Source organism: Pseudobacter sp., assembly GCF_051955275.1.
Taxonomy (GTDB): domain Bacteria; phylum Bacteroidota; class Bacteroidia; order Chitinophagales; family Chitinophagaceae; genus Pseudobacter.
The window spans coordinates 12,925-31,556 of sequence record NZ_JBQCGW010000152.1; the positions used below are offsets into that span (position 1 = coordinate 12,925).

The 18,632-nt window shown below is 48.7% G+C and carries 21 protein-coding genes; 6 read left to right on the plus strand and 15 right to left on the minus strand.

The window, feature by feature from the left end; all coding sequences use genetic code 11:
- Positions 1-37: 37 nt before the first annotated feature.
- From ACTHMC_RS12975 to ACTHMC_RS13005, 7 genes are all read right to left on the minus strand, one after another.
- Positions 38-781 (minus strand): SDR family oxidoreductase, encoded by a 744-nt coding sequence (locus tag ACTHMC_RS12975; protein WP_440413575.1) that lies wholly within the window; start codon positions 779-781, stop codon positions 38-40.
- Positions 778-1,695 (minus strand): ketopantoate reductase family protein, encoded by a 918-nt coding sequence (locus tag ACTHMC_RS12980; RefSeq protein ID WP_440413577.1) that lies wholly within the window; start codon positions 1,693-1,695, stop codon positions 778-780. The genes ACTHMC_RS12975 and ACTHMC_RS12980 overlap by 4 nt, the downstream gene beginning before the upstream one ends.
- Before the next feature lie 112 nt (positions 1,696-1,807).
- A complete protein-coding gene (locus tag ACTHMC_RS12985) occupies positions 1,808-2,260 on the minus strand; it encodes a PepSY-like domain-containing protein (RefSeq protein WP_440413579.1) in 453 nt (150 codons plus the stop codon).
- 58 nt (positions 2,261-2,318) lie between these two features.
- Positions 2,319-2,984, minus strand: a complete 666-nt coding sequence (gene rsmI / locus ACTHMC_RS12990) for a 16S rRNA (cytidine(1402)-2'-O)-methyltransferase (RefSeq protein WP_440413580.1) — start codon at positions 2,982-2,984, stop codon at positions 2,319-2,321.
- The gene (gene purS, locus ACTHMC_RS12995; protein ID WP_440413582.1) at positions 2,984-3,232 is read right to left on the minus strand and encodes a phosphoribosylformylglycinamidine synthase subunit PurS; all 249 of its coding nucleotides are present in this window, start codon (positions 3,230-3,232) and stop codon (positions 2,984-2,986) included. The genes rsmI and purS overlap by 1 nt, the downstream gene beginning before the upstream one ends.
- Positions 3,233-3,367: 135 nt before the next feature.
- Positions 3,368-4,141: a CDP-alcohol phosphatidyltransferase family protein gene (locus ACTHMC_RS13000; RefSeq protein WP_440413583.1), complete on the minus strand. Its 774-nt coding sequence runs from the start codon at positions 4,139-4,141 to the stop codon at positions 3,368-3,370.
- 15 nt (positions 4,142-4,156) lie between these two features.
- Positions 4,157-5,449 (minus strand): aminopeptidase P family protein, encoded by a 1,293-nt coding sequence (locus tag ACTHMC_RS13005; protein ID WP_440413584.1) that lies wholly within the window; start codon positions 5,447-5,449, stop codon positions 4,157-4,159.
- A 226-nt stretch (positions 5,450-5,675) separates the two neighbouring features.
- Here ACTHMC_RS13005 and pckA point away from each other — a divergent pair, with 226 nt between their 5' ends.
- Positions 5,676-7,280, plus strand: coding sequence for a phosphoenolpyruvate carboxykinase (ATP) (gene pckA, locus ACTHMC_RS13010; protein WP_440413585.1), 1,605 nt, complete (start codon positions 5,676-5,678; stop codon positions 7,278-7,280).
- 141 nt (positions 7,281-7,421) lie between these two features.
- A complete protein-coding gene (locus ACTHMC_RS13015; RefSeq protein ID WP_440413586.1) occupies positions 7,422-7,973 on the plus strand; it encodes a DUF922 domain-containing protein in 552 nt (183 codons plus the stop codon).
- 2 nt (positions 7,974-7,975) lie between these two features.
- Here the strand turns inward: ACTHMC_RS13015 and ACTHMC_RS13020 are convergent, their stop codons facing one another.
- Positions 7,976-8,611, minus strand: coding sequence for a deoxynucleoside kinase (locus ACTHMC_RS13020; protein ID WP_440413587.1), 636 nt, complete (start codon positions 8,609-8,611; stop codon positions 7,976-7,978).
- Positions 8,612-8,742: 131 nt separating this feature from the next.
- On the minus strand, positions 8,743-9,750 hold the full coding sequence (gene trpS / locus ACTHMC_RS13025; RefSeq protein ID WP_440413588.1) for a tryptophan--tRNA ligase: 1,008 nt from the start codon (positions 9,748-9,750) through the stop codon (positions 8,743-8,745).
- An 87-nt stretch (positions 9,751-9,837) separates the two neighbouring features.
- Here trpS and gatC point away from each other — a divergent pair, with 87 nt between their 5' ends.
- From gatC to ACTHMC_RS13040, 3 genes are read left to right on the plus strand one after another with little or no spacing between them, the layout of a single operon-like run.
- A complete protein-coding gene (gene gatC / locus ACTHMC_RS13030; protein ID WP_440413590.1) occupies positions 9,838-10,134 on the plus strand; it encodes an Asp-tRNA(Asn)/Glu-tRNA(Gln) amidotransferase subunit GatC in 297 nt (98 codons plus the stop codon).
- Between the two features lie 10 nt (positions 10,135-10,144).
- The gene (locus ACTHMC_RS13035; RefSeq protein WP_440413592.1) at positions 10,145-10,849 is read left to right on the plus strand and encodes an ABC transporter ATP-binding protein; all 705 of its coding nucleotides are present in this window, start codon (positions 10,145-10,147) and stop codon (positions 10,847-10,849) included.
- 27 nt (positions 10,850-10,876) lie between these two features.
- Positions 10,877-11,437 carry a cob(I)yrinic acid a,c-diamide adenosyltransferase gene (locus tag ACTHMC_RS13040; RefSeq protein WP_440413594.1) on the plus strand — a complete coding sequence of 187 codons (561 nt, stop codon included), beginning with the start codon at positions 10,877-10,879 and terminating at the stop codon, positions 11,435-11,437.
- Here the strand turns inward: ACTHMC_RS13040 and ACTHMC_RS13045 are convergent.
- Entirely contained in the window at positions 11,434-12,084 is a 651-nt protein-coding gene (locus ACTHMC_RS13045; RefSeq protein WP_440413595.1) for an ABC transporter ATP-binding protein, read from the minus strand. The genes ACTHMC_RS13040 and ACTHMC_RS13045 overlap by 4 nt on opposite strands.
- Positions 12,085-12,312: 228 nt before the next feature.
- Between ACTHMC_RS13045 and ACTHMC_RS13050 the strand changes: the two genes are divergently transcribed.
- Positions 12,313-12,534, plus strand: a complete 222-nt coding sequence (locus ACTHMC_RS13050; protein ID WP_014221625.1) for a DUF2795 domain-containing protein — start codon at positions 12,313-12,315, stop codon at positions 12,532-12,534.
- A gap of 130 nt (positions 12,535-12,664) precedes the next feature.
- On the opposite strand, the gene ACTHMC_RS13055 is transcribed toward ACTHMC_RS13050, so the two are convergent.
- From ACTHMC_RS13055 to ACTHMC_RS13075, 5 genes are all read right to left on the minus strand, one after another.
- A complete protein-coding gene (locus tag ACTHMC_RS13055; RefSeq protein ID WP_440413598.1) occupies positions 12,665-13,477 on the minus strand; it encodes an enoyl-ACP reductase FabI in 813 nt (270 codons plus the stop codon).
- 64 nt (positions 13,478-13,541) lie between these two features.
- Positions 13,542-15,200 (minus strand): DNA repair protein RecN, encoded by a 1,659-nt coding sequence (gene recN, locus ACTHMC_RS13060; RefSeq protein WP_440413600.1) that lies wholly within the window; start codon positions 15,198-15,200, stop codon positions 13,542-13,544.
- Positions 15,201-15,248: 48 nt separating this feature from the next.
- The gene (locus ACTHMC_RS13065) at positions 15,249-16,670 is read right to left on the minus strand and encodes a tetratricopeptide repeat protein (protein ID WP_440413601.1); all 1,422 of its coding nucleotides are present in this window, start codon (positions 16,668-16,670) and stop codon (positions 15,249-15,251) included.
- A 207-nt stretch (positions 16,671-16,877) separates the two neighbouring features.
- Positions 16,878-17,633: a zinc ribbon domain-containing protein gene (locus ACTHMC_RS13070; protein ID WP_440413602.1), complete on the minus strand. Its 756-nt coding sequence runs from the start codon at positions 17,631-17,633 to the stop codon at positions 16,878-16,880.
- A 45-nt stretch (positions 17,634-17,678) separates the two neighbouring features.
- The coding region (locus ACTHMC_RS13075; RefSeq protein ID WP_440413604.1) for a Nif3-like dinuclear metal center hexameric protein at positions 17,679-18,632 on the minus strand (954 nt) is incomplete at its 5' end.

Genomic DNA, 18,632 nt, shown 5'->3' on the forward strand with positions numbered 1-18,632 from the left:
TGGGAAACTGGTTGTAAGGTTACGTTATAATGCTGAGTTATCTGCCGCCGCCCAGGTCAATAAAACTGCCTGTGGCATAGGAGGATTTCTCCGAAGCCAGCCAGAGAATGGCTTCAGCGATCTCAGATGGCTGTCCGCCGCGCTTCATGGGCAGCGCAGCTTTCACCCTGTCTACCCGTCCCGGCTCACCGCCATCTGCATGAATATCTGTATAGATAAGTCCAGGCCTGACCGCATTCACACGGATACCCTCAGCCGCTACTTCCTTGCTCAGCCCGATGGTGAACGTATCAATGGCGCCCTTGGACGCGGCATAGTCCACATATTCATCCGGTGATCCCAGCCGGGCGGCAATGCTGGATACATTGATGATAGTGCCTCCATTGCCGCCATGTTTAGTGCTCATGCGTTTAATGGCCTCCCTTGCGCAGATGAACTGTCCGGTTATATTGGCGGCAAAGATCCGGTTCAGGCGGTCTGCCGTAATTTCTTCCACACGTATTTGTTTTTCCAGGATCCCTGCATTGTTCACCAGGCAATCCAGTCTGCCCAGCTGTTTGTCCGTTGTTTCAAAAAGCCGCAGCACATCTGCTTCAATGGCAATATCGGCCTGCACGGCAATGGCCTTCCCTCCCCTTGCTGAAATGGCCGCCACTACTGCACCGGCAGCTTCTTTATTCTTATTATAGTTCACGGCAACGGCATAACCGCTTGCTGCTGCAAGCGTGGCGGTAGCCGCTCCGATACCACGGCTGCCGCCTGTAATGAGCATGATCTTCATCTGTGAAGTTTTGATTTGAGGAGAGTGAGCTCGCCCAGCAGGCGGGTTTCACGTACGATATGTTGTTTGTGCAAACGCCTGGCTATTTCCGCGATCTCGCCGTTAAGCGTGGTGATCTCTGTTTCCCTTTTGTGAAGGATATCCTGGTAAGTGGAGATCAACTGGCCATCAGAGGAACGGCTGATCTGTAACAGGTTTTCTGTCACTTCATCAGCATGCAGGCTGATACCTTCTGCCGCTGCAATTTCAACACATTCTTCAACCACTCTTCTGGCTATCAGAAATACCTGTTCATCCCGGTGGAAAATCCCGTTATCGGTTTCCAGTAATGGACAAACTGAATTGAATACACAGTTGATGATCGCTTTTTTCCAGATCACGGGCCAGATACCTTTCTCTGAACGGAACGGAAATATTTCCGTGTTGAGTTGTTGCACAATTTCGATCAGCATTTTTTCTTCCCCTTTGATCACACCTATTGCAGAAGGCGCTACAGGTTTGAATTTCACAGAGCCTTTACCTGTATCCTGACTGGTAGCGAACAACACGCAACGGTAAACCGACTCATACCCTTTTTCCAGAAATGGCCTTTCCACATTCAATCCATTCTGCAGCAGCACCACAGGGGCTGTAGTGATTTTAGCGCGAAGGCTTTCGCTCAGCGACTCATTGCCGTATGATTTGTTGGAGAGAATGACGAGGCCATCATCCAGGGAAGGAAAATACTCCGGCGATCCGGTTTCGATCTCCGCTTCCCATTGCTGAGAGGGCGATTCCACGATGATCCTTTCTTTCCGCAGCGGCTGGCCGCTGACGGATCCGCGGATGATACTTACCTTTCTGTTATTGCGTTGAAGGGCTACAGCCAGCACTTTACCGATCGCTCCATACCCGATGATATAGATCCTGCTCATGGTGAAAGATTGAGTGCAAAACAAATATATGTAGTTAACTACATTCTTCAAAACAAAAGAAAATGCCAGCCGGGTACCGGCTGGCATTCAATATATGATGAATGAGAATTGTCTATAAAGTGATATTATCTTTCAGCAGACGTCCGTCGCTGCTGAAAAGCAGGTTCTTTTGCTGCAGATCGCTTTTCTTCACATGAAGGCGATACTCCAACTTATCACCGGGAACGCTGATCTTATAGGCTTTCTGGATCTCATATTCGGTGAATTTACTTTTCTGGTAACCATCCTTCACTGCAGCAGGGATATCCGATACAGCGATCTCATTTTCGGTATTCTTCCATTCGCCTTTACTGGTAAAGCGGGCTTCATAGCTGGTGCCTCCTTCGGAGAAGCTGGCCATGAATACGGTTACTTTATCGGTCCATTCTACCTGCTCTGCACCTGGATATTTCTTCTTGAATGCCTCTGTTACGGCAGCCGGTACTTTGCGCAGCTGAGCAAGGAGGGTTGATTGTGCCATGACCAGCAAGGCGGCGGTCATGAACAAAGCGATGCTCTTCTTCATATTGATTCATTTTAGAAGAGTGGTTGCAAATAACAGACCGCAATTTTATAAGGGAATCTTAATCCACACCTGCCACTACGATCACGATCTCGCCTTTCACATCTTTCTGATTGAAATGATCATGCACTTCCTGGAGGGTGCCACGGGCGTTTTCCTCGAACATTTTGGTGAGCTCGCGGCTTACACAGCATTGGCGTTCAGCACCAAAATAAGTGATGAATTCTCCGAGTGTTTTGAGGAGGCGGTGAGGGGATTCGTAAAAGATCATGGTCCTTTCTTCCGTGGCCAGTTTCTTCATCATGGTCTGGCGTCCTTTTTTCAGGGGAAGAAATCCCTCAAAACAGAAGCGGGTGGTGGGTAATCCGCTGTTGACGAGGGCGGGAACAAAGGCGGTGGCACCGGGGAGGCTTTCCACCTTTACTCCTGCTTTGGCGCATTCGCGCACCAGCAGGAAGGCGGCATCGGAAATACCGGGGGTTCCCGCATCCGATACTACCGCGATGGTTTTACCACCCTGCAACTGGTTTACCAGATGCTGCAGCACCTGGTGCTCATTGTGCTGGTGGTATGGACTTATCGGCCGCTGGATCTGATAGTGATTGAGCAAACGCGCAGTGGTGCGGGTATCCTCAGCCAGTATCAGATCCACCTGCTTCAATACTTCAAGGGCACGTAAGGTGATATCCTGAAGGTTGCCGATAGGTGTGGGAACAATGTATAGCACTATTGCTGAACGTGGATTTCAAAATATTCCATCACGGGATTGGCCAGCAGCTTTTTGGCAGCTTCTTCAGCAACCTGTTTTGCCTTGTCGGCACTATCTGCTTCAACCTGTAATGTGATGCTCTTTCCGATACGTACATCCTGGATGGTGGTGATCCCCAGGTTCTGTAATCCTCCTATCACTGCTTTTCCCTGCGGGTCGAGTAATTCTTTCAGCGGCATTACGGTAACCTGAACTGTATAGGTCATTTGTGTGCGATTTTAAGGCGCAAACCTACGTCAAATTGGTGATTTTTTAAAAGTTAAACTATACGGTCATCCATCCTGATCAAAAAAGGCATACCGTAAGATCCGGTATGCCTTTCAATTTGTTTTATGGAGTGCTTAATGCACTGCCGCTTCTTTCTTTGCTACGGCCAGTGATACGATCACATATACCAGGAACACTACCGGCACGGCCAGCCATTTCAAAAATATGGCCGCCACCACTGCCACTGACAGCAGGATGAATTTAGGCAGATTGTTCTTTATGGAAAAGTCTTTGAACTTGAGCGCCATCAATGGCAGGGTGCTCACCATCAGCCAGCTCAACAAGATGATCAGACCATAGATGGTCCATTTATTCAGCAGGAGCTCATTCAGATCAAAATAATTGTAGAGCAGGATCAGCGGCAATGAAGCCACTACCAGGCCGGCAGCAGGGATGGGCACTCCTTTGAATCCGTATGCCTGTGATTTATCTACATTGAACCTTGCCAGCCTGTACGCCCCTGCGCAAGGGAAGATCAACGCCGGCAGCAGGGCCCATACTGAAACATCCAGTCCGCTTTCCGTTCCGATGAAGCTGATCCGCAGCATCTGGTAGAAGATGAGGCCGGGCGCCACGCCAAAGCTAACCACGTCTGCCAGTGAATCCAGCTGTGCTCCCATTTCGGAAGTGGCATTGAACAGTCTTGCTACAAAACCATCCAGGAAATCGATCACAGCTGCAATGCCGATGCATACGGATGCCCACCAGATCTTTTCCGGAAGCTGTGCTACCCAGGTGCCCTGTTCACTGGTGGTGACAAGGCTTTCGCCCGTTTGTAAGATCAGGATAATGGCTATACACCCGAACACGAGGTTCAGCAGTGTAAATAAATTAGGGATCTGCTTCATAAATTAGTTGGAGGGTTATTTTTTCTTCATGTATGCTTCGATCTCCTCAACAGTGATGGGAATTTTCGCCATCAGGTCTTTGTTGCCTGATTTGGTTACCCAAACATTGTTCTCGATGCGGATGCCCATCTGCTCCTGTTCGATATAAATACCAGGCTCGATGGTGAATACCATTCCGGCTTTGATGGGAGCAGTTCTTGTACCGAGGTCATGCACATCGATACCTAGGTGATGACTGATCCCATGATAAAGATATTTACGGTAAGCACGGTTCTCCCTGTCCTCGTTCTTCACATCTTCTTTGCTGAGCAGTCCGAGCTTGAGGAAAACCTTTGTTGCTTCATCACCTGCCTTCTCCGTATAATCGATGATGGAAATGCCGGGCTTGAGAATGCTCTTGCAGTAATTGTGGATCTGAAGGCAACCGTTGTACACCTCCTTCTGTCGTTTGGTGAATTTTCCGTTGACCGGTATAGTGCGCGTCAGGTCTGCATTGTAGCCACCGTACTCTGCACCGAAATCCATCAGGATGAGATCTCCATCCTTACATTCCTGGTTATTGTTCACGTAGTGAAGGATGCGTGCATTATCACCGCTGGCAATGATGCTTCCGTAACCGGGCCTTGTTGCGCGGCGGCTGAGGAAACCGTACCAGATCTTTGCTTCGATCTCATATTCCATCACACCGGGGCGGATGAATTTGAGGAGATCGATGAAGGTATCCCTGGTGATATCGATGGCCTGTTGCATCACTTCGATCTCCTGCGGTGTTTTGATGGCGCGGAGCTCTTTCATGATGCGGGCGCTGCGTTTGTAATTATGAAGCGGGTAACGCGCTTTCATTTCTGCGATATAACGGTAATCCCTGACCGGAACCAGGTTGGCTTTGCGGTCGTTCTCATTTGAGTTGAGATAGATAGTATCGGCCAGGTGGATCCAGGTCTGCAGCACGGCATCCAGGGTATCCAGCCAGATAATGGTTTTGATACCGGAGATCTGGCGGGCTTCTTCGGCCCTCAGTCTTTTTCCGTCCCATTTCTCTTTCATTTCATTGGGGCGGACCAGTACCAGCACCTCCCTGAATTTGGGATCCGGGTTATCCGGGAAAAGCACCACCATGGAGTCTTCCTGATCTATCCCACTGAGCCAGAAGAGGTCAGAGTTCTGCTTGAAGGTATGTATAGCGTCTCCATTGGTGGGGAGCTCATCATTACTATTAAAGACAGCGATCGAATTTTTCTCCATACTGGCAACGAATCGCTTCCTGTTCTGCACAAAAATGTCCTGATTAAGAGGCAGATATTTCATGTTAATCGTTATTGAAGGTGTAAATGTAATAAAACTGAGTATTCGTATTTATTCAAGCAATTGCATAAGGTTTCGTAAATTGTCAGAACGAACAATCGTTAGCTGAACGTTTTCAAATGCAGACAGCCTAAAATTGAACAATATCCAATTTTGAGGCCCTGTGGCGCGTTTGGTTGAAAAATTTTTAATTCTACCTTTGTCGTCTAACTTAAACAATGCTTGTTTTATGTCAGTACCAACTGTTAACATTCCCATTCAAGAACTAACGAGGCTTGGGTTAAAGGAGACTGCTACACTCCATTACCAATTGAGTCCGGAGGAACTGGTGCAGGACTCCCTGCGAACCGGAGAAGGCGTGCTAAATGATACAGGCGCCCTGGTGATACAGACCGGTGAATTTACGGGCCGCAGTCCGAAAGATAAATTCACGGTGAAAGATGAGATCACTGAAAACACGGTGAACTGGAATGATTTCAACCTCCCCATTGAAGAAAAATATTTTCAGATCATCCGCGAAAAGATCGTGGCCCATCTGAACAAAGCTGAGGAGCTGTGGGTACGTGATGCCTACGCCTGCGCAGATCCCCGTTACCGTCTGAACATCCGCGTTGTAAACGAAAAAGCATTTACCAACCTTTTCGTATATAATATGTTCCTCCGTCCTACGGAAGAGGAACTGGATAGTTTCCAGCCCGAGTGGACCATCCTCTCAGCCCCCGGTCTGAAACTGGATCCCACTGAATGCGGTACCCGTCAGCACAATGCTGCCGTGGTAAGCTTCAAGCACAAAATGATCCTGATTGCAGGAACAGGTTATACCGGCGAAACCAAAAAAGGCATTTTCTCTGTATTGAACTATATCCTGCCCCAGGAAAGAGGCGTTCTGAGTATGCACTGCTCGGCCAATATGGGAGAGAACGGGGATACAGCATTGTTCTTCGGATTGAGCGGTACGGGAAAGACCACGCTTAGTGCGGATCCTAACCGCAAACTGATCGGGGACGACGAGCATGCCTGGACCAACGACAATATCTTCAACTTCGAAGGTGGCTGTTATGCAAAGACCATCGACCTGAGTGAAGAGAAGGAGCCTGAGATCTTTCATGCGATCCGTCCCGGCGCTTTGGTTGAGAACACAACTTTCTTCCCCGGCACCACCACTATCGATTTTTCCAGCAAAGCAGTTACCGAGAACACGAGGGTATCTTATCCCCTCAATTATATCAGCAATGCGCTTGAGCCTTCAATAGGTGAGATCCCGCAGAATATCTTCTTCCTTACCTGCGATGCCTCCGGGGTACTGCCTCCTGTTTCCAGGCTTACGCCTGCACAGGCCATGTACCAGTTCATCAGCGGTTATACCGCCAAGGTAGCCGGTACAGAAGCTGGTGTTACTGAGCCCAAATCCACGTTCAGCGCATGTTTCGGCGCTCCCTTCCTGCCCCTGCACCCTGGTAAATATGCCACGATGCTGGGAGATAAGATGAAGAGGCACCGCGTACGCGTGTGGCTGATCAATACCGGCTGGACCGGTGGCGCTTACGGTACAGGCAGCCGCATGAAGCTGAGCTATACCCGCGCGATGATCACTGCCGCGCTGGAAGGCAAGCTGGATAAGATGGAGTATCACAACCACCCCATCTTCGGCATGGCTATCCCAGAGGGTTGCCCCGGCGTTCCTACAGAACTGCTGGATCCACGCAATACCTGGGCGGATAAAGCAGCCTACGATGCAGCTGCAAAGAATCTGGCCAGCCAGTTCATCAAAAACTTTGAAAAATATGCCGCCGGTGTTCAGGAGGAAATACTGGCTGCTGCTCCAAAAATTTAATCGGGTAAAACCTACCCTATGTCATATTTTTTGATGACATTAGGTGGCTCTTTTTCCGAGTAGTCCGGCCTCCAACGATTTTTGCCAACGAAACTCCATCCCCGGATGGAGTTTTTTTATTTCCGTAGTTTTGTATTCAATATGCAAGCACTGATCCTGATTTGTTTACTGTCCTGGCAATCCGTACAACAGCAACCGCCCTCTATCAAGTGGAGTGAAACGCGTAAGCTAGACTGGAGCGACTTCAAAGCCAAACCTGACCCGGCTTCTGCCAATGCGGCCATGACCAACAGCATCATCAATATAGAATTCAATTTTGATGACAACAGTCTTGATTATACCATCAGCTGCCGCTTTGATAAAAACCGGTCATGGGTAAAGGTCAGGACCGTTCCGGTATTGCAGCATGAGCAGGGGCATTTTGATATTGCCGAGATCTATGCAAGAAAACTGGCCAAGGAAATGAGCGGTTACAAATTCAACCCCGCCACCGTCAAAGATGATGTGAACAATATTTACGATCGCATCATGAAAGTATACCAGCAGGAACAGCAGCAGTACGACCAGCAGACGGATTTCAGCCGCAACAGGGAAAAGCAGGCTGAATGGCTGACCAGGATCGCTGCGGACCTCAAATCACTCCAGGCTTTTGCCGGTTATGGCAAACAGCAGATCATCTCCGTTAAAAAGTAAGGCTAGAACAGACCGTACAACTGTGAATCTATTTTATTAATTATCTCTCCCAGGTGCTCTTCATTCTCGGGGAATTTGTTCTTGTCGATATCTATCACCAGCAACGGACCTTCTTTGTATCCATCGATCCATTTGTTATAGAAATCGTTGAGGCGTTTGAGATAATCCAGGCGGATATTCTCTTCGTATTCGCGTCCGCGTTTCTGGATCTGTGCCACCAGTGTTGGTACGGAAGCCCTGAGATAGATCATCAGATCCGGGGGCTGCACCATGCTTTTGAGTGTTTCGAAGAAGAGGAAGTAGTTATCGAAATCGCGCTTGCTCATGAGGCCCATCTCATGCAGGTTGGGCGCGAAGATATAAGCATCTTCATAGATGGTCCTGTCCTGGATAACGGTTTCGGTACCGCGATGGATATCCAGCAGTTGGTTGAGACGGCTGTTGAGGAAGTAGATCTGGAGGTTGAAGCTCCAGCGGGGCATGTCTTCATAGAAATCCAGCAGATAGGGATTGTGGTCTACATCTTCAAACTGAGGGATCCAGCGGTAATGTTTGCTGAGCAGTTCTGTGAGGGTTGTTTTACCCGCACCGATATTACCTGCAATCGCGATATGCTTTGGTTTCTTGCTCTTTGCCATCTGTGTATTGAATGATAAGAATATGGTAAATGCCCCATCCTGGCAGCAGAAATTTACTGATCACTGCCTGAGCGATGAGAAATTAAGGTATCGATTCTTTTTGGAATTTGGACTTTAGGCGCCAGCCTTTTTTAATAATAGTTCAGGCCTATGGCGTCTCTCACGAGCAGCATGGTAGCCTGTGCACTTTTGCGTGCTTTTTCGGCACCTTTCTCCATGATCTCTTTGAGGTATTTTGCATCGTTGCGGATAGATTCAGCTTTTTCCCGGATCGGGCTGATGAACTTCACCATGTCTTCGCCCAGTTGTTTTTTGAGATCGCCGTAGCGGATGGTTCCGCTCTGATAGGTGTCTTCGTAATGTTTGATTACATCCGGCGCACAAACCAGTTTCATGAGGTTGAACAGGTTCACGATGCTCTCGCTCATCGGCGCAGCGGGGTCAGTGCCACTGTCAGTTTTTGCTTTCTTCACTTTATTGAGGATAAGCTCATCACTGTCTGACAGATAGATTGTAGCATACTGGTTTTCGCTCTTGCTCATTTTACCGGCGCCATCGAGACTGGGAACTTTCAGCAGTTCATCACCATAGTTGAAAGCATGCGCTTCGGGGAAAACATCCCCATAACGATGGTTGAACCGGTTACTGAAATTACGGGTCATTTCAAGATGCTGCTCCTGGTCTTTTCCTACCGGCACCAGCGTGGCGCGGTGGAGCAGGATATCGGCAGCCTGCAAAACAGGATAGGTGAGCAATCCCGCATTCACATTCTGGGGATGGAGCTTTACTTTTTCTTTGAAAGTGACTGTCTTTTCAAGTTCTCCCACATAAGCAAGCATGTTCAGAATGAGGTAGAGCTCATTGGTTTCATAAACATGGCTCTGGCAGTACAGGGCAACTTTATCAGGATCGAGGCCGCAGGCGATATTCTCCGCCAGTACGCGGCTTACATTCGCCTTCAGCTCCTTTGTTTCTGTGAGCGTGGTAAGGGCATGCAGATCAGCCACCATGAAATAGCAGGTGAATTCATCCTGCATACGCACATAATTCTTCAGGGCGCCAAAATAATTCCCCAGGTGAAGAAATCCTGTCGGCCTGATGCCACTCATTACTATCGGTTGATCTGCTCCTTTTTGCATAAGGGGGCGAAGATAAGAAACGTTTTAAACATACCTTTTATCCAAATCCCTCCCAAAGTCTGGCAAAACCAGTTATTTTTGTTTAGTATGGAAGTAAATGACGCAATGGTAGAAAACCTGGCTAACCTGGCAAGGCTCCGGTTCAGCGAAGCAGAAAAAGAAATAATTGCTGCAGACCTGCAACGAATGATTGCATTCGTCGACAAACTGAATGAGCTGGATACAACAGGCGTATCTCCCCTGCTTCACATGACAGACAATTTCAATGTGTTGAGGGAAGATGAGGTCAAAGGTTCCATCTCAAGAGCAGAAGGCCTGAAGAATGCCCCTAAGAACGACGGCGTTTTCTTCAAAGTGCCTAAAGTAATCAGAAAAGAAGGCTAAACCGATCCACATGCATTCAATCATCCATCTCGAAGGAATCCGCAAGAGCTATTTCATGGGTAAGCAGGAGTTGCAGGTACTCAAGGGTATCAACCTCGATATCCTGAAAAATGAGTACGTGGCGCTGATGGGACCATCCGGTTCCGGTAAGAGCACGCTTATGAATATCCTGGGTTGCCTGGATTCTCCCACGGGTGGAAAATATGTATTGAACGGCCATGATGTGAGCAAGATGGCAGACGACAGCCTCGCCGATATCCGTAACAAGGAGATCGGGTTCGTATTCCAGCAGTTCAACCTGCTCCCACGCCTTACTGCGCTGGAGAACGTGGCGCTTCCGCTGGTATACGCCGGCATCGGCCGCAAACAGCGTACGGAAATGGCCATGGACGTGATCCAGAAAGTGGGGCTCCAGGACAGAAGCCATCACAAACCGAATGAGCTCTCCGGCGGTCAGTGCCAGCGTGTGGCCATTGCCCGCGCCCTGGTGAACAATCCCTCTCTGATCCTGGCGGATGAGCCTACCGGTAACCTCGATACCAAAACCTCCATCGAGATCATGGAAATTTTCGGGCAGATCCAGGCCGGCGGTAATACCGTGGTGCTGGTAACGCACGAAGAAGATATCGCCAACCATGCAAAGCGCATCGTACGCCTGCGTGACGGCCTTATTGAAAGCGATAAGATGCAGGCCGGCTCTTTCCAGCATGCATAAACGCTGTAACATTTCAATTCCGGAATCATGTCACTCAAGATCTATACCAAGACCGGCGATAAGGGAAGTACCTCTCTTATCGGCGGCACCAAAGTTCCCAAATCTGATCTGCGGATAGAAGCCTATGGCACCGTGGATGAACTCAACTCATATCTTGGTCTCTGCCGCGACCTCATCGCTGATGAGCCCGCACGCCAGCTCCTGCAAACGGTGCAGGACAGGCTTTTTGTAGTAGGCGCAGCCCTTGCGTGCGATCCTGAAAAGGAGCCGAAAATGAAGATCCCCGATCTGCAGGTGGAAGATGTTACGGCATTGGAAAAAGCCATCGATACCATGAATGAAACACTGCCTGTGATGAAATTCTTCATCCTGCCGGGTGGTCACCCCAGCATCTCCCAGCTGCATGTGGCCAGGTGCGTATGCCGCCGCGCGGAACGCTGCTGCGTGAGGCTGGAACTGGAAAGTCATGAAGTGGAGGCCATCATCCTGCAATACCTCAACCGCCTGAGCGATTACCTGTTTGTGCTGGCCCGTTATGTGGGGCATACAACCGGGGTAGCTGAAATTGCGTGGAAGCCCCGGGGTTAGATGATCTTCCCGTCCTTCATGTGCAGGATCCTGTCGCTCATCTGCGCCAGTTCCTCATTATGAGTAACAATCAGGAAAGTTTGATTGAATTGCTTCCTCAGGTCGAAGAAGAGCTGGTGGAGTTCCCTTGCATTGGCGGAATCAAGGTTACCCGTAGGCTCATCCGCAAATACGATCCTGGGACTGTTGATGAGGGCGCGGGCTACCGCTACCCGTTGCTGTTCACCGCCTGACAATTGATTGGGTTTGTTATTCACCCTGTCACCCAGGCCCAGTGTTTGCAATAAGTGGATGGCGCGATCGGATACTTCCTTCTTTTTCCTGCCTGCGATCCAGCCGGGGATACAAACATTCTCCAGGGCGGAGAATTCAGGAAGGAGGTGGTGAAACTGAAATACGAAACCGATATGTTTATTGCGGAAGGCCGCAACCTGCCGGTCGTTCAGAAAATTGATCTTTACCCCGTCGATCTGCACATTGCCCTTGTCGGGCGCATCGAGGGTACCCAGGATATGAAGGAGGGTGCTTTTCCCGGAACCGGAAGGGCCCACGATACTGGCGATCTCACCCTGCCGGATATCGATATCCACTCCTTTCAATACCCATAACTGACCGTAATTTTTCTGAATGCCTGTGGCAGATAACATACGTTGAGGATTAACGAATAAGGCGTCAAGATACTACAATCCGGCGGCTTGGATGCCCACCAAATGGGGAAGGGGAAAAATTTAAGGAAATGTTCCCACTACTTTGTAAAGATAGATTTGGTTTTTTCGTCAGGAGGGTTACTTTTGCGAAAAAATTGGTATCCTGAGATATCCTGTATTTTTTAAAAATTTCTCAAATTTCCAGATAAACAATTAAAACAGGCACACATGTTTTGGACACTTGAATTAGCCTCCTACCTGGAAGATGCTCCCTGGCCTGCAACCAAAGACGAGCTGATTGACTATGCTATCCGCAGCGGCGCACCGATTGAGGTAGTAGAGAACCTTCAGGAGTTGGAAGACGAGGGAGAGATCTATGAGGGTATTGAGGACATTTGGCCCGATTATCCCAGCCAGGATGACTTCTTCTTCAATGAAGATGAATATTAGGCGCGGATCCTATTAAACTTATTGCAAAGTATCAAGGCTGTCTGTCAGGCAGTCTTTTTTTATGCGCAAAAAAAATCCCGGTCACTGAGTAACCGGGAGTATTGTAAAGTGTCAACTATCGATAACAGCATTATTTCTCCATTTGCTCAATCACTTCCTGCGTAACGCCCGTGAAAGAGAAGCCACCATCATGGAACAGGTTCTGCATTGTTACCATTTTAGTGAGGTCACTGAACAGGCTTACCAGGTAGTTGGCGCAGTCTTCCTGCGTTGCATTACCCAGCGGGCTCATTTTTTCAGCATACATCATGAAACCATCAAAGCCTTTCACACCACCACCTGCAGTGGTTTTAACAGGGCTCTGGGATACAGTGTTCACACGCACTTTCTTACGAACACCATAATGGTAACCGAAGCTGCGGGCCACACTTTCCAGCAGAGCCTTCGCATCAGCCATTTCATTGTAATCAGGGAATACACGCTGTGCAGCAATGTACGTAAGCGCCGCCACACTACCCCATTCATTGAGCGCATCCAGGTCCCAGGCTGTCTTCAGCACGCGGTGGAGGCTCAGTGAAGAGATATCGAGTGTTTTCTGACTGAAATTATAATCGAGATCTGTGTAATGTTTTCCTTTACGCACGTTCATGCCCATGGCAACTGAGTGCAGAACAAAATCGATCTTGCCACCGAAATGCGCCATCGCGCCTTCGAACAGTTTCTTCAGATCGTCCATATTGGTTACATCAGCAGGAATAACGGGTGCATTTACTGCTTCTGCCAGCTTGTTGATTTCACCCATACGCATGGCTACCGGCGCATTGGTCAGCACCAGCTGGGCTCCTTCTTCATAACAACGCAGGGCAGTTCTCCAGGCAATAGATTTTTCATCCAGTGCACCGAAAATGATCCCTTTCTTTCCTTTGAGTAAATTGTACGACATAATGGTTGTTTGTACTTTTTTATAGGTTTTTCGTTAGCGGCGGTAAATGTATAACATTTACACATCAGTTCATCACCATTTCACGGGCATTCTCCAGCGCAGCGGCCGTTGGTTTCTCACCACTCAGCATCTGTGCAATGGCAGTAATGCGCTCCTCCGTGCTCAGTTCCCTGATATTGGTCTTGATCTGCTCACCCCTGATCTCTTTGTACACAAAGTAGTGTGCATCGGCCTTTCCGGCTATCTGGGGCTGGTGTGTAATGCTGATCACCTGGCGCTTCTTTGCCAGGTCCTTCATGATGATGCCAACCTGTTTGGCCGCTTCACCCGATATTCCGGTATCGATCTCATCAAAGATCAATGTGGCCAGGTCTAGGGATTTTGCCACCAGTGATTTGATGCAGAGCATCAGCCTGCTCAATTCTCCACCACTCGCCACCTTACGGATCGGCTCAAAACGATTGCTTTTATTGGCATCAAAAAGGAATTCGATATTGTCAGCACCATGCTCATACAAAGCAGCAGCAGTCTGAACATCCACCTGCAGGCGCGCATTCGGCATACCAACCTGCCCCAGCAGTTTGTTCACTGTGTCCTGAAGTGGCTTTACCTGCTTCTGCCTTTGTGCAGAAAGTTTTGCCGCTATTGCTGTAGCGTCTGCATGCAATTTCGTCACGGCCTTTTCCTTGCTGGCTATGGCGTCATCGATATTGAGCACGGCCTGCAATTTATTATCAAGCTGATCACGGATGGCCAACAGTTCGGCCGTGGTTTTCACTCCGTGCTTTTTCAGTAGTTTGTAACCGGTGGAGATCCTTTCATTGAGTTGTTCCAGTTGCTGCGGATCAAAGCTGACCTTATCGTTGAGGCCTTCGATCTCATCGGCAATATCCTGTAACTCTATTTGTGCGGACTGCAGTCTTTGAAGCAGCACGGGAATTTCTGTATGGAATTCCGTGTAGGCCTGTAAGTGATGGCAGAGTGCTTTCAGCTGCTGCACCATCGGTTGCTCCCCTTCGCTCAGTTCAAAAGACACTTTGTTAAGCGTGCCCTTGATGCCTTCCGCATTACTGAGCAGCTTTAAATTGGCTTCCGCTTCTTCCAGTTCATGCTCGCGAAGGCCGGCTTCCTGCAATTCGTCGAAGAGGAATTTGTTATAATCGAATTCTTTAGTGAATTGTCCTTTCTGTTGCAGCAGGTCTTCCAGTTCATGTTTTGTATGCTGCCAGTGCTGGAAAACCGTTTTGTATTGCTGTAATTGTTCTGCGGTACCTGCCATTGCATCTATCACTTCGCGCTGAAACCCTGACTCTCCCAGTTCCAGTGTATCGAACTGGCGATGGAGGTCAACCAGCACATTGCTCAGCTGTCGCAATTGCTCCAGGTTAACAGGCGTATCATTTACAAATGCACGGCTCTTGCCATTGGCAGCGATCTCACGGCGTATCACCAGTTCCTCTTCGGCATCGAGATCATGTTCGCGGAGGAAATGTTTGATCACCTTTCTTCCTTCGGTAGCAAAGGTTCCCTCCACCACACATTTCTTCTCTTTGTTCAGCAGCACGGAAGGGTCAGCCCGGTCTCCCAGGATCAGGCTAAGCGCACCCATGAGTATTGATTTACCAGCGCCGGTTTCACCAGTGATGATATTAAGCCTGGAAGCAAAGGATATTTCCAGTTCATCGATGATGGCATAATTCTGGATATGAAGACGTTTAAGCATAGGTGGAGGCAAATTAATTTGAAAATATGAGAATCTGAAAAATCAATATCAACCTCCTTTGCACCTTTCAACGCCGGCCTTGGCGCGCTGATCGAGAGAATTCTTGTAATCATGGTCCGGCATGCTCATGCAGCGTTTGTACCAGTTGATGGCAGCAGCCTTATCGCCCTTTGCTTCAAACATCATCCCAAGCTGTAATGCAGCCCTTGCCGCAAAATATTCTTTCCTCAGCTCACCCAGCCTGATGGCTTCTTTATAAAAAGGAATTGCTTCCGTATCAGATCCCATATCATCATATAATCTTCCAACACGATAGGCAAACTCCAGTTGTTCTTCCGCACTGTGAAAACTGTTTACACTCCTGCCGTGCAGCAAACGGAGCGCTTCCCTGTAATAACCTCCGTCATTCAGGAGCCGCGCCTGTAATAAAATCTTATTCGGCCACCTGTTGCTCTTAGCTTCTTTCTGCGCCTGTTTGTCTGCTTCCGAATCCGTGCTGCCACGTTTCAGAATTTCATTACGGCACCAATCTGCTTTTTTCTGATCACCTGCCAGGTAATAATGCCAGCTGAGTTTCTGCAAAGCGTCCTTTACATAGAATTTTCCTTTGAACTTCTGCAGGAAGGTTTCGAGATGAACGGATGCATCGGGTTGCAGTTTGTGCAGGCGCACATATCCCATTTCCAGGTCCCAAACAGCAGTTGACATATATTCAGCAGAGCGGTTGCGTTTCTCCAGGATATCCTCCGCACGCTCACTGTCCTGACTGTTCAATGCCAGGTTACAGGCCAGGTAAGCAAAGAGATGATTGTTCACTACATCAAGCTTCTGGTCTTTGATGAATTTCGCAACGCCTTCTTTATTATTCTGGATATAGAACTGAAGATAACAGTAATAGAAAACAGATTCTTCGTGAAGCAATTGTTCCCACTCATCTTTCCCTTTCAGAAATTCCTCCACACGCTGCATGCCTTCGCGGATATTGCCTTTCATACCCAGCAGGTTGCTGAGCCAGCGATATCCATCGGGAATGGTGCCTGCCGTAACCTGCATGGAGCCAAGGTATAATTTGTTGGGTGAGAAATCGGGGAAGGCGGCAAAGTTCTCTTTGGTTTGTAAGAAGGAGCGGCGGAATTCCCAGCCGGCATCCCAGCGGCTACCGAATTTCACTTTGATAGCGGCCCACTGAAAGTGGATCACGGCCTTTGAATAAAGATAGAAGGGAGAATTGGTGGGTCCTTCTTCAAAAAGGGCAAGCCGCTGATCGCGGTTGAGTAAACGTTTCTGGTATTCGGCAGGATCTTCATTGAAGAAAAGCACAAAAAAATCGATGTAGTTCTCCAGCAGGCTGGGGATGAGATTATCAGGATGTTTTTGTTTTTCTTCATCCAGCAATCTTTGTCCGTTCTGGATCTTCAGCTGAAGGATTTCTTTGTAAGCGGCGCGGCAACCTGCATTGAAGTCGAACACCTTTTGTGCCTGTGATGAAAAACAGAGACAGCAAAAAATGCTTACCGCGAGTAAGCGCAATCTGTGGCGACGGGAGGCGGGAGGCAGCACATGCGTCATGCTGCAATATAGTACATAAAAAAACTCCTCCCATGAGGGAGGAGTTTACTGCCAAAATATTACTAAGGTACAAAAACACGAAAGGGTGCTGTTCGTGGCCTTCTTTCCTTACTTCACTTCTACTGAATCGAACAGGTCTCTGTCAACCAGGATACGTCCGCAGTTCTCACACACGATGATCTTTTTGCGCTGGCGGATCTCACTCTGGCGCTGAGGAGGGATGGCGTTGAAGCAACCACCGCAGGCATCACGCTCTACGGGCACAACTGCCAGACCGTTACGGTAGTTCTTACGGATACGGTCGAAAGAAACGAGCAGGCGTTCTTCAACTTTCTCGCGTGCGTCAGAAGAAAGTTTAGCGAAATGCTTCTCTTCCTTCTCTGTACCGGCGATGATCTTCTCCAGTTCTGCTTTTTTGGTGCTGAGTACACCATCTTTATTAGCGATGTTCTTTTTTGCTTTTTCGAGTACCACCACTTTGTCAGCGATCTCTTCGTTAGCGTCGCGGATATGTTTTTCAGCCAGCTTCATTTCCAGTTGCTGCATTTCGATCTCTTTGTTGATCGCTTCAAACTCACGGCTGTTCTTTACATTCTCGCTTTGCTTTTCGTATTTCTTGATCAGGGCTTCTGCTTCCTTGATCAGGTTCTTCTTGGTATTGATGAATTCCTGGATACCATTGATCTCTTCCTCAATTCGTGTCTGGCGGGCATTCAGTCCCAGGATTTCATCCTCCAGGTCACTTACCTCCATCGGCAGCTCCCCTTTCAGGATCTGGATCTCGTCTATTTTAGACTCAACTTTTTGCAGAGAAACCAGTGAGGATAATTTTTCCTCAACAGAATATTCTTTTACGTTCGCCATATACTTTGATAAAGATTATAAGTTTTTGTTTCGGGCCAACCGGGATCAGTAAAAATAATTCACCGGGTTGGTTGGAACGCCCGATTTAAGGACGGCAAAGGTAGTGAATTTTTCCCGCAAAATATCAACCAGCAGGTCCGTGGTAAACTGCTCGCTTTCAAAATGGCCGATATCCGCGATCACCATCCTGCCATTGGCATCAAAGAATTCGTGATATTTCATGTCGCCGGTAATATAAATATCTGCTTCTGCCGCTAAGGCTTTGGAAACCAGGAAGCTGCCAGCCCCTCCGCAAAGCGCCACCTTTTTCACCGGCCTGCCGGTCAGCGGTGTATGGCGGATCACATGCAGGTCGAATTTCTCTTTCAGAAAACCCAGGAACTGCGTTTCCGGCTGCGGCACGGGCAATTCTCCGATCAGTCCCGAGCCCTGTTCCGGGTGGGTATTGGCCAGGTTAATCACATAATAAGCCACTTCTTCATAGGGGTGGGCCTTTATAAGCGCCTTGATCACAGCGGATTGCAGCCAGGCAGGAAATACTACTTCCAACCTGGTCTCTTTTTCCTGGTGTCGCTCCCCGGGTTGCCCCACAAAAGGGCTGGTCCCTTCCTCTCCTTTAAAGGTCCCGGTGCCTTCAACCCCGAAACTGCATTCGGAATAGCGGCCGATCTGTCCGCCCCCGGCTTTGAAGATGGCATCCCGCACCTGTTCCGCCTGTGCAAGGGGAACAAAGGTGAAGAGCTTCTTCAGCGTTCCCTCTTTGGGAGACAGGATCCGGCGGTTTATCAGACCCAGCCTGTCTGCCATCCTCCCGTTCACGCCATCGATCACATGGTCCAGATTGGTATGGATAGCATAAATGGCGATGTCGTTCTTGATGGCGGAAATGATGGTCTTCTCCACATAATTCTTCCCATTGATCTTCTTCAATCCCCCGAAAATGATGGGATGATGCGCCACCACCAGGTTACAGCGCTTATCAATGGCATCCAGGATCAC

Bases quoted from the DNA above. Each gene is read 5' to 3' on its own strand.
- ACTHMC_RS13000 (WP_440413583.1), bottom strand. From the start codon at position 4,141: ATGAAGCAGATCCCTAATTTATTTACACTGCTGAACCTCGTGTTCGGG.
- recN (WP_440413600.1), bottom strand. From the start codon at position 15,200: ATGCTTAAACGTCTTCATATCCAGAATTATGCCATCATCGATGAACTG.
- ACTHMC_RS13015 (WP_440413586.1), top strand. From the start codon at position 7,422: ATGCAAGCACTGATCCTGATTTGTTTACTGTCCTGGCAATCCGTACAA.
- ACTHMC_RS12985 (WP_440413579.1), bottom strand. From the start codon at position 2,260: ATGAAGAAGAGCATCGCTTTGTTCATGACCGCCGCCTTGCTGGTCATG.
- gatC (WP_440413590.1), top strand. From the start codon at position 9,838: ATGGAAGTAAATGACGCAATGGTAGAAAACCTGGCTAACCTGGCAAGG.
- ACTHMC_RS13035 (WP_440413592.1), top strand. From the start codon at position 10,145: ATGCATTCAATCATCCATCTCGAAGGAATCCGCAAGAGCTATTTCATG.
- purS (WP_440413582.1), bottom strand. From the start codon at position 3,232: ATGACCTATACAGTTCAGGTTACCGTAATGCCGCTGAAAGAATTACTC.
- ACTHMC_RS13055 (WP_440413598.1), bottom strand. From the start codon at position 13,477: ATGTCGTACAATTTACTCAAAGGAAAGAAAGGGATCATTTTCGGTGCA.
- ACTHMC_RS13020 (WP_440413587.1), bottom strand. From the start codon at position 8,611: ATGGCAAAGAGCAAGAAACCAAAGCATATCGCGATTGCAGGTAATATC.
- ACTHMC_RS13045 (WP_440413595.1), bottom strand. From the start codon at position 12,084: ATGTTATCTGCCACAGGCATTCAGAAAAATTACGGTCAGTTATGGGTA.
- ACTHMC_RS13040 (WP_440413594.1), top strand. From the start codon at position 10,877: ATGTCACTCAAGATCTATACCAAGACCGGCGATAAGGGAAGTACCTCT.
- pckA (WP_440413585.1), top strand. From the start codon at position 5,676: ATGTCAGTACCAACTGTTAACATTCCCATTCAAGAACTAACGAGGCTT.
- trpS (WP_440413588.1), bottom strand. From the start codon at position 9,750: ATGCAAAAAGGAGCAGATCAACCGATAGTAATGAGTGGCATCAGGCCG.
- ACTHMC_RS12975 (WP_440413575.1), bottom strand. From the start codon at position 781: ATGAAGATCATGCTCATTACAGGCGGCAGCCGTGGTATCGGAGCGGCT.
- ACTHMC_RS13050 (WP_014221625.1), top strand. From the start codon at position 12,313: ATGTTTTGGACACTTGAATTAGCCTCCTACCTGGAAGATGCTCCCTGG.
- ACTHMC_RS12980 (WP_440413577.1), bottom strand. From the start codon at position 1,695: ATGAGCAGGATCTATATCATCGGGTATGGAGCGATCGGTAAAGTGCTG.
- ACTHMC_RS13070 (WP_440413602.1), bottom strand. From the start codon at position 17,633: ATGGCGAACGTAAAAGAATATTCTGTTGAGGAAAAATTATCCTCACTG.
- ACTHMC_RS13005 (WP_440413584.1), bottom strand. From the start codon at position 5,449: ATGAAATATCTGCCTCTTAATCAGGACATTTTTGTGCAGAACAGGAAG.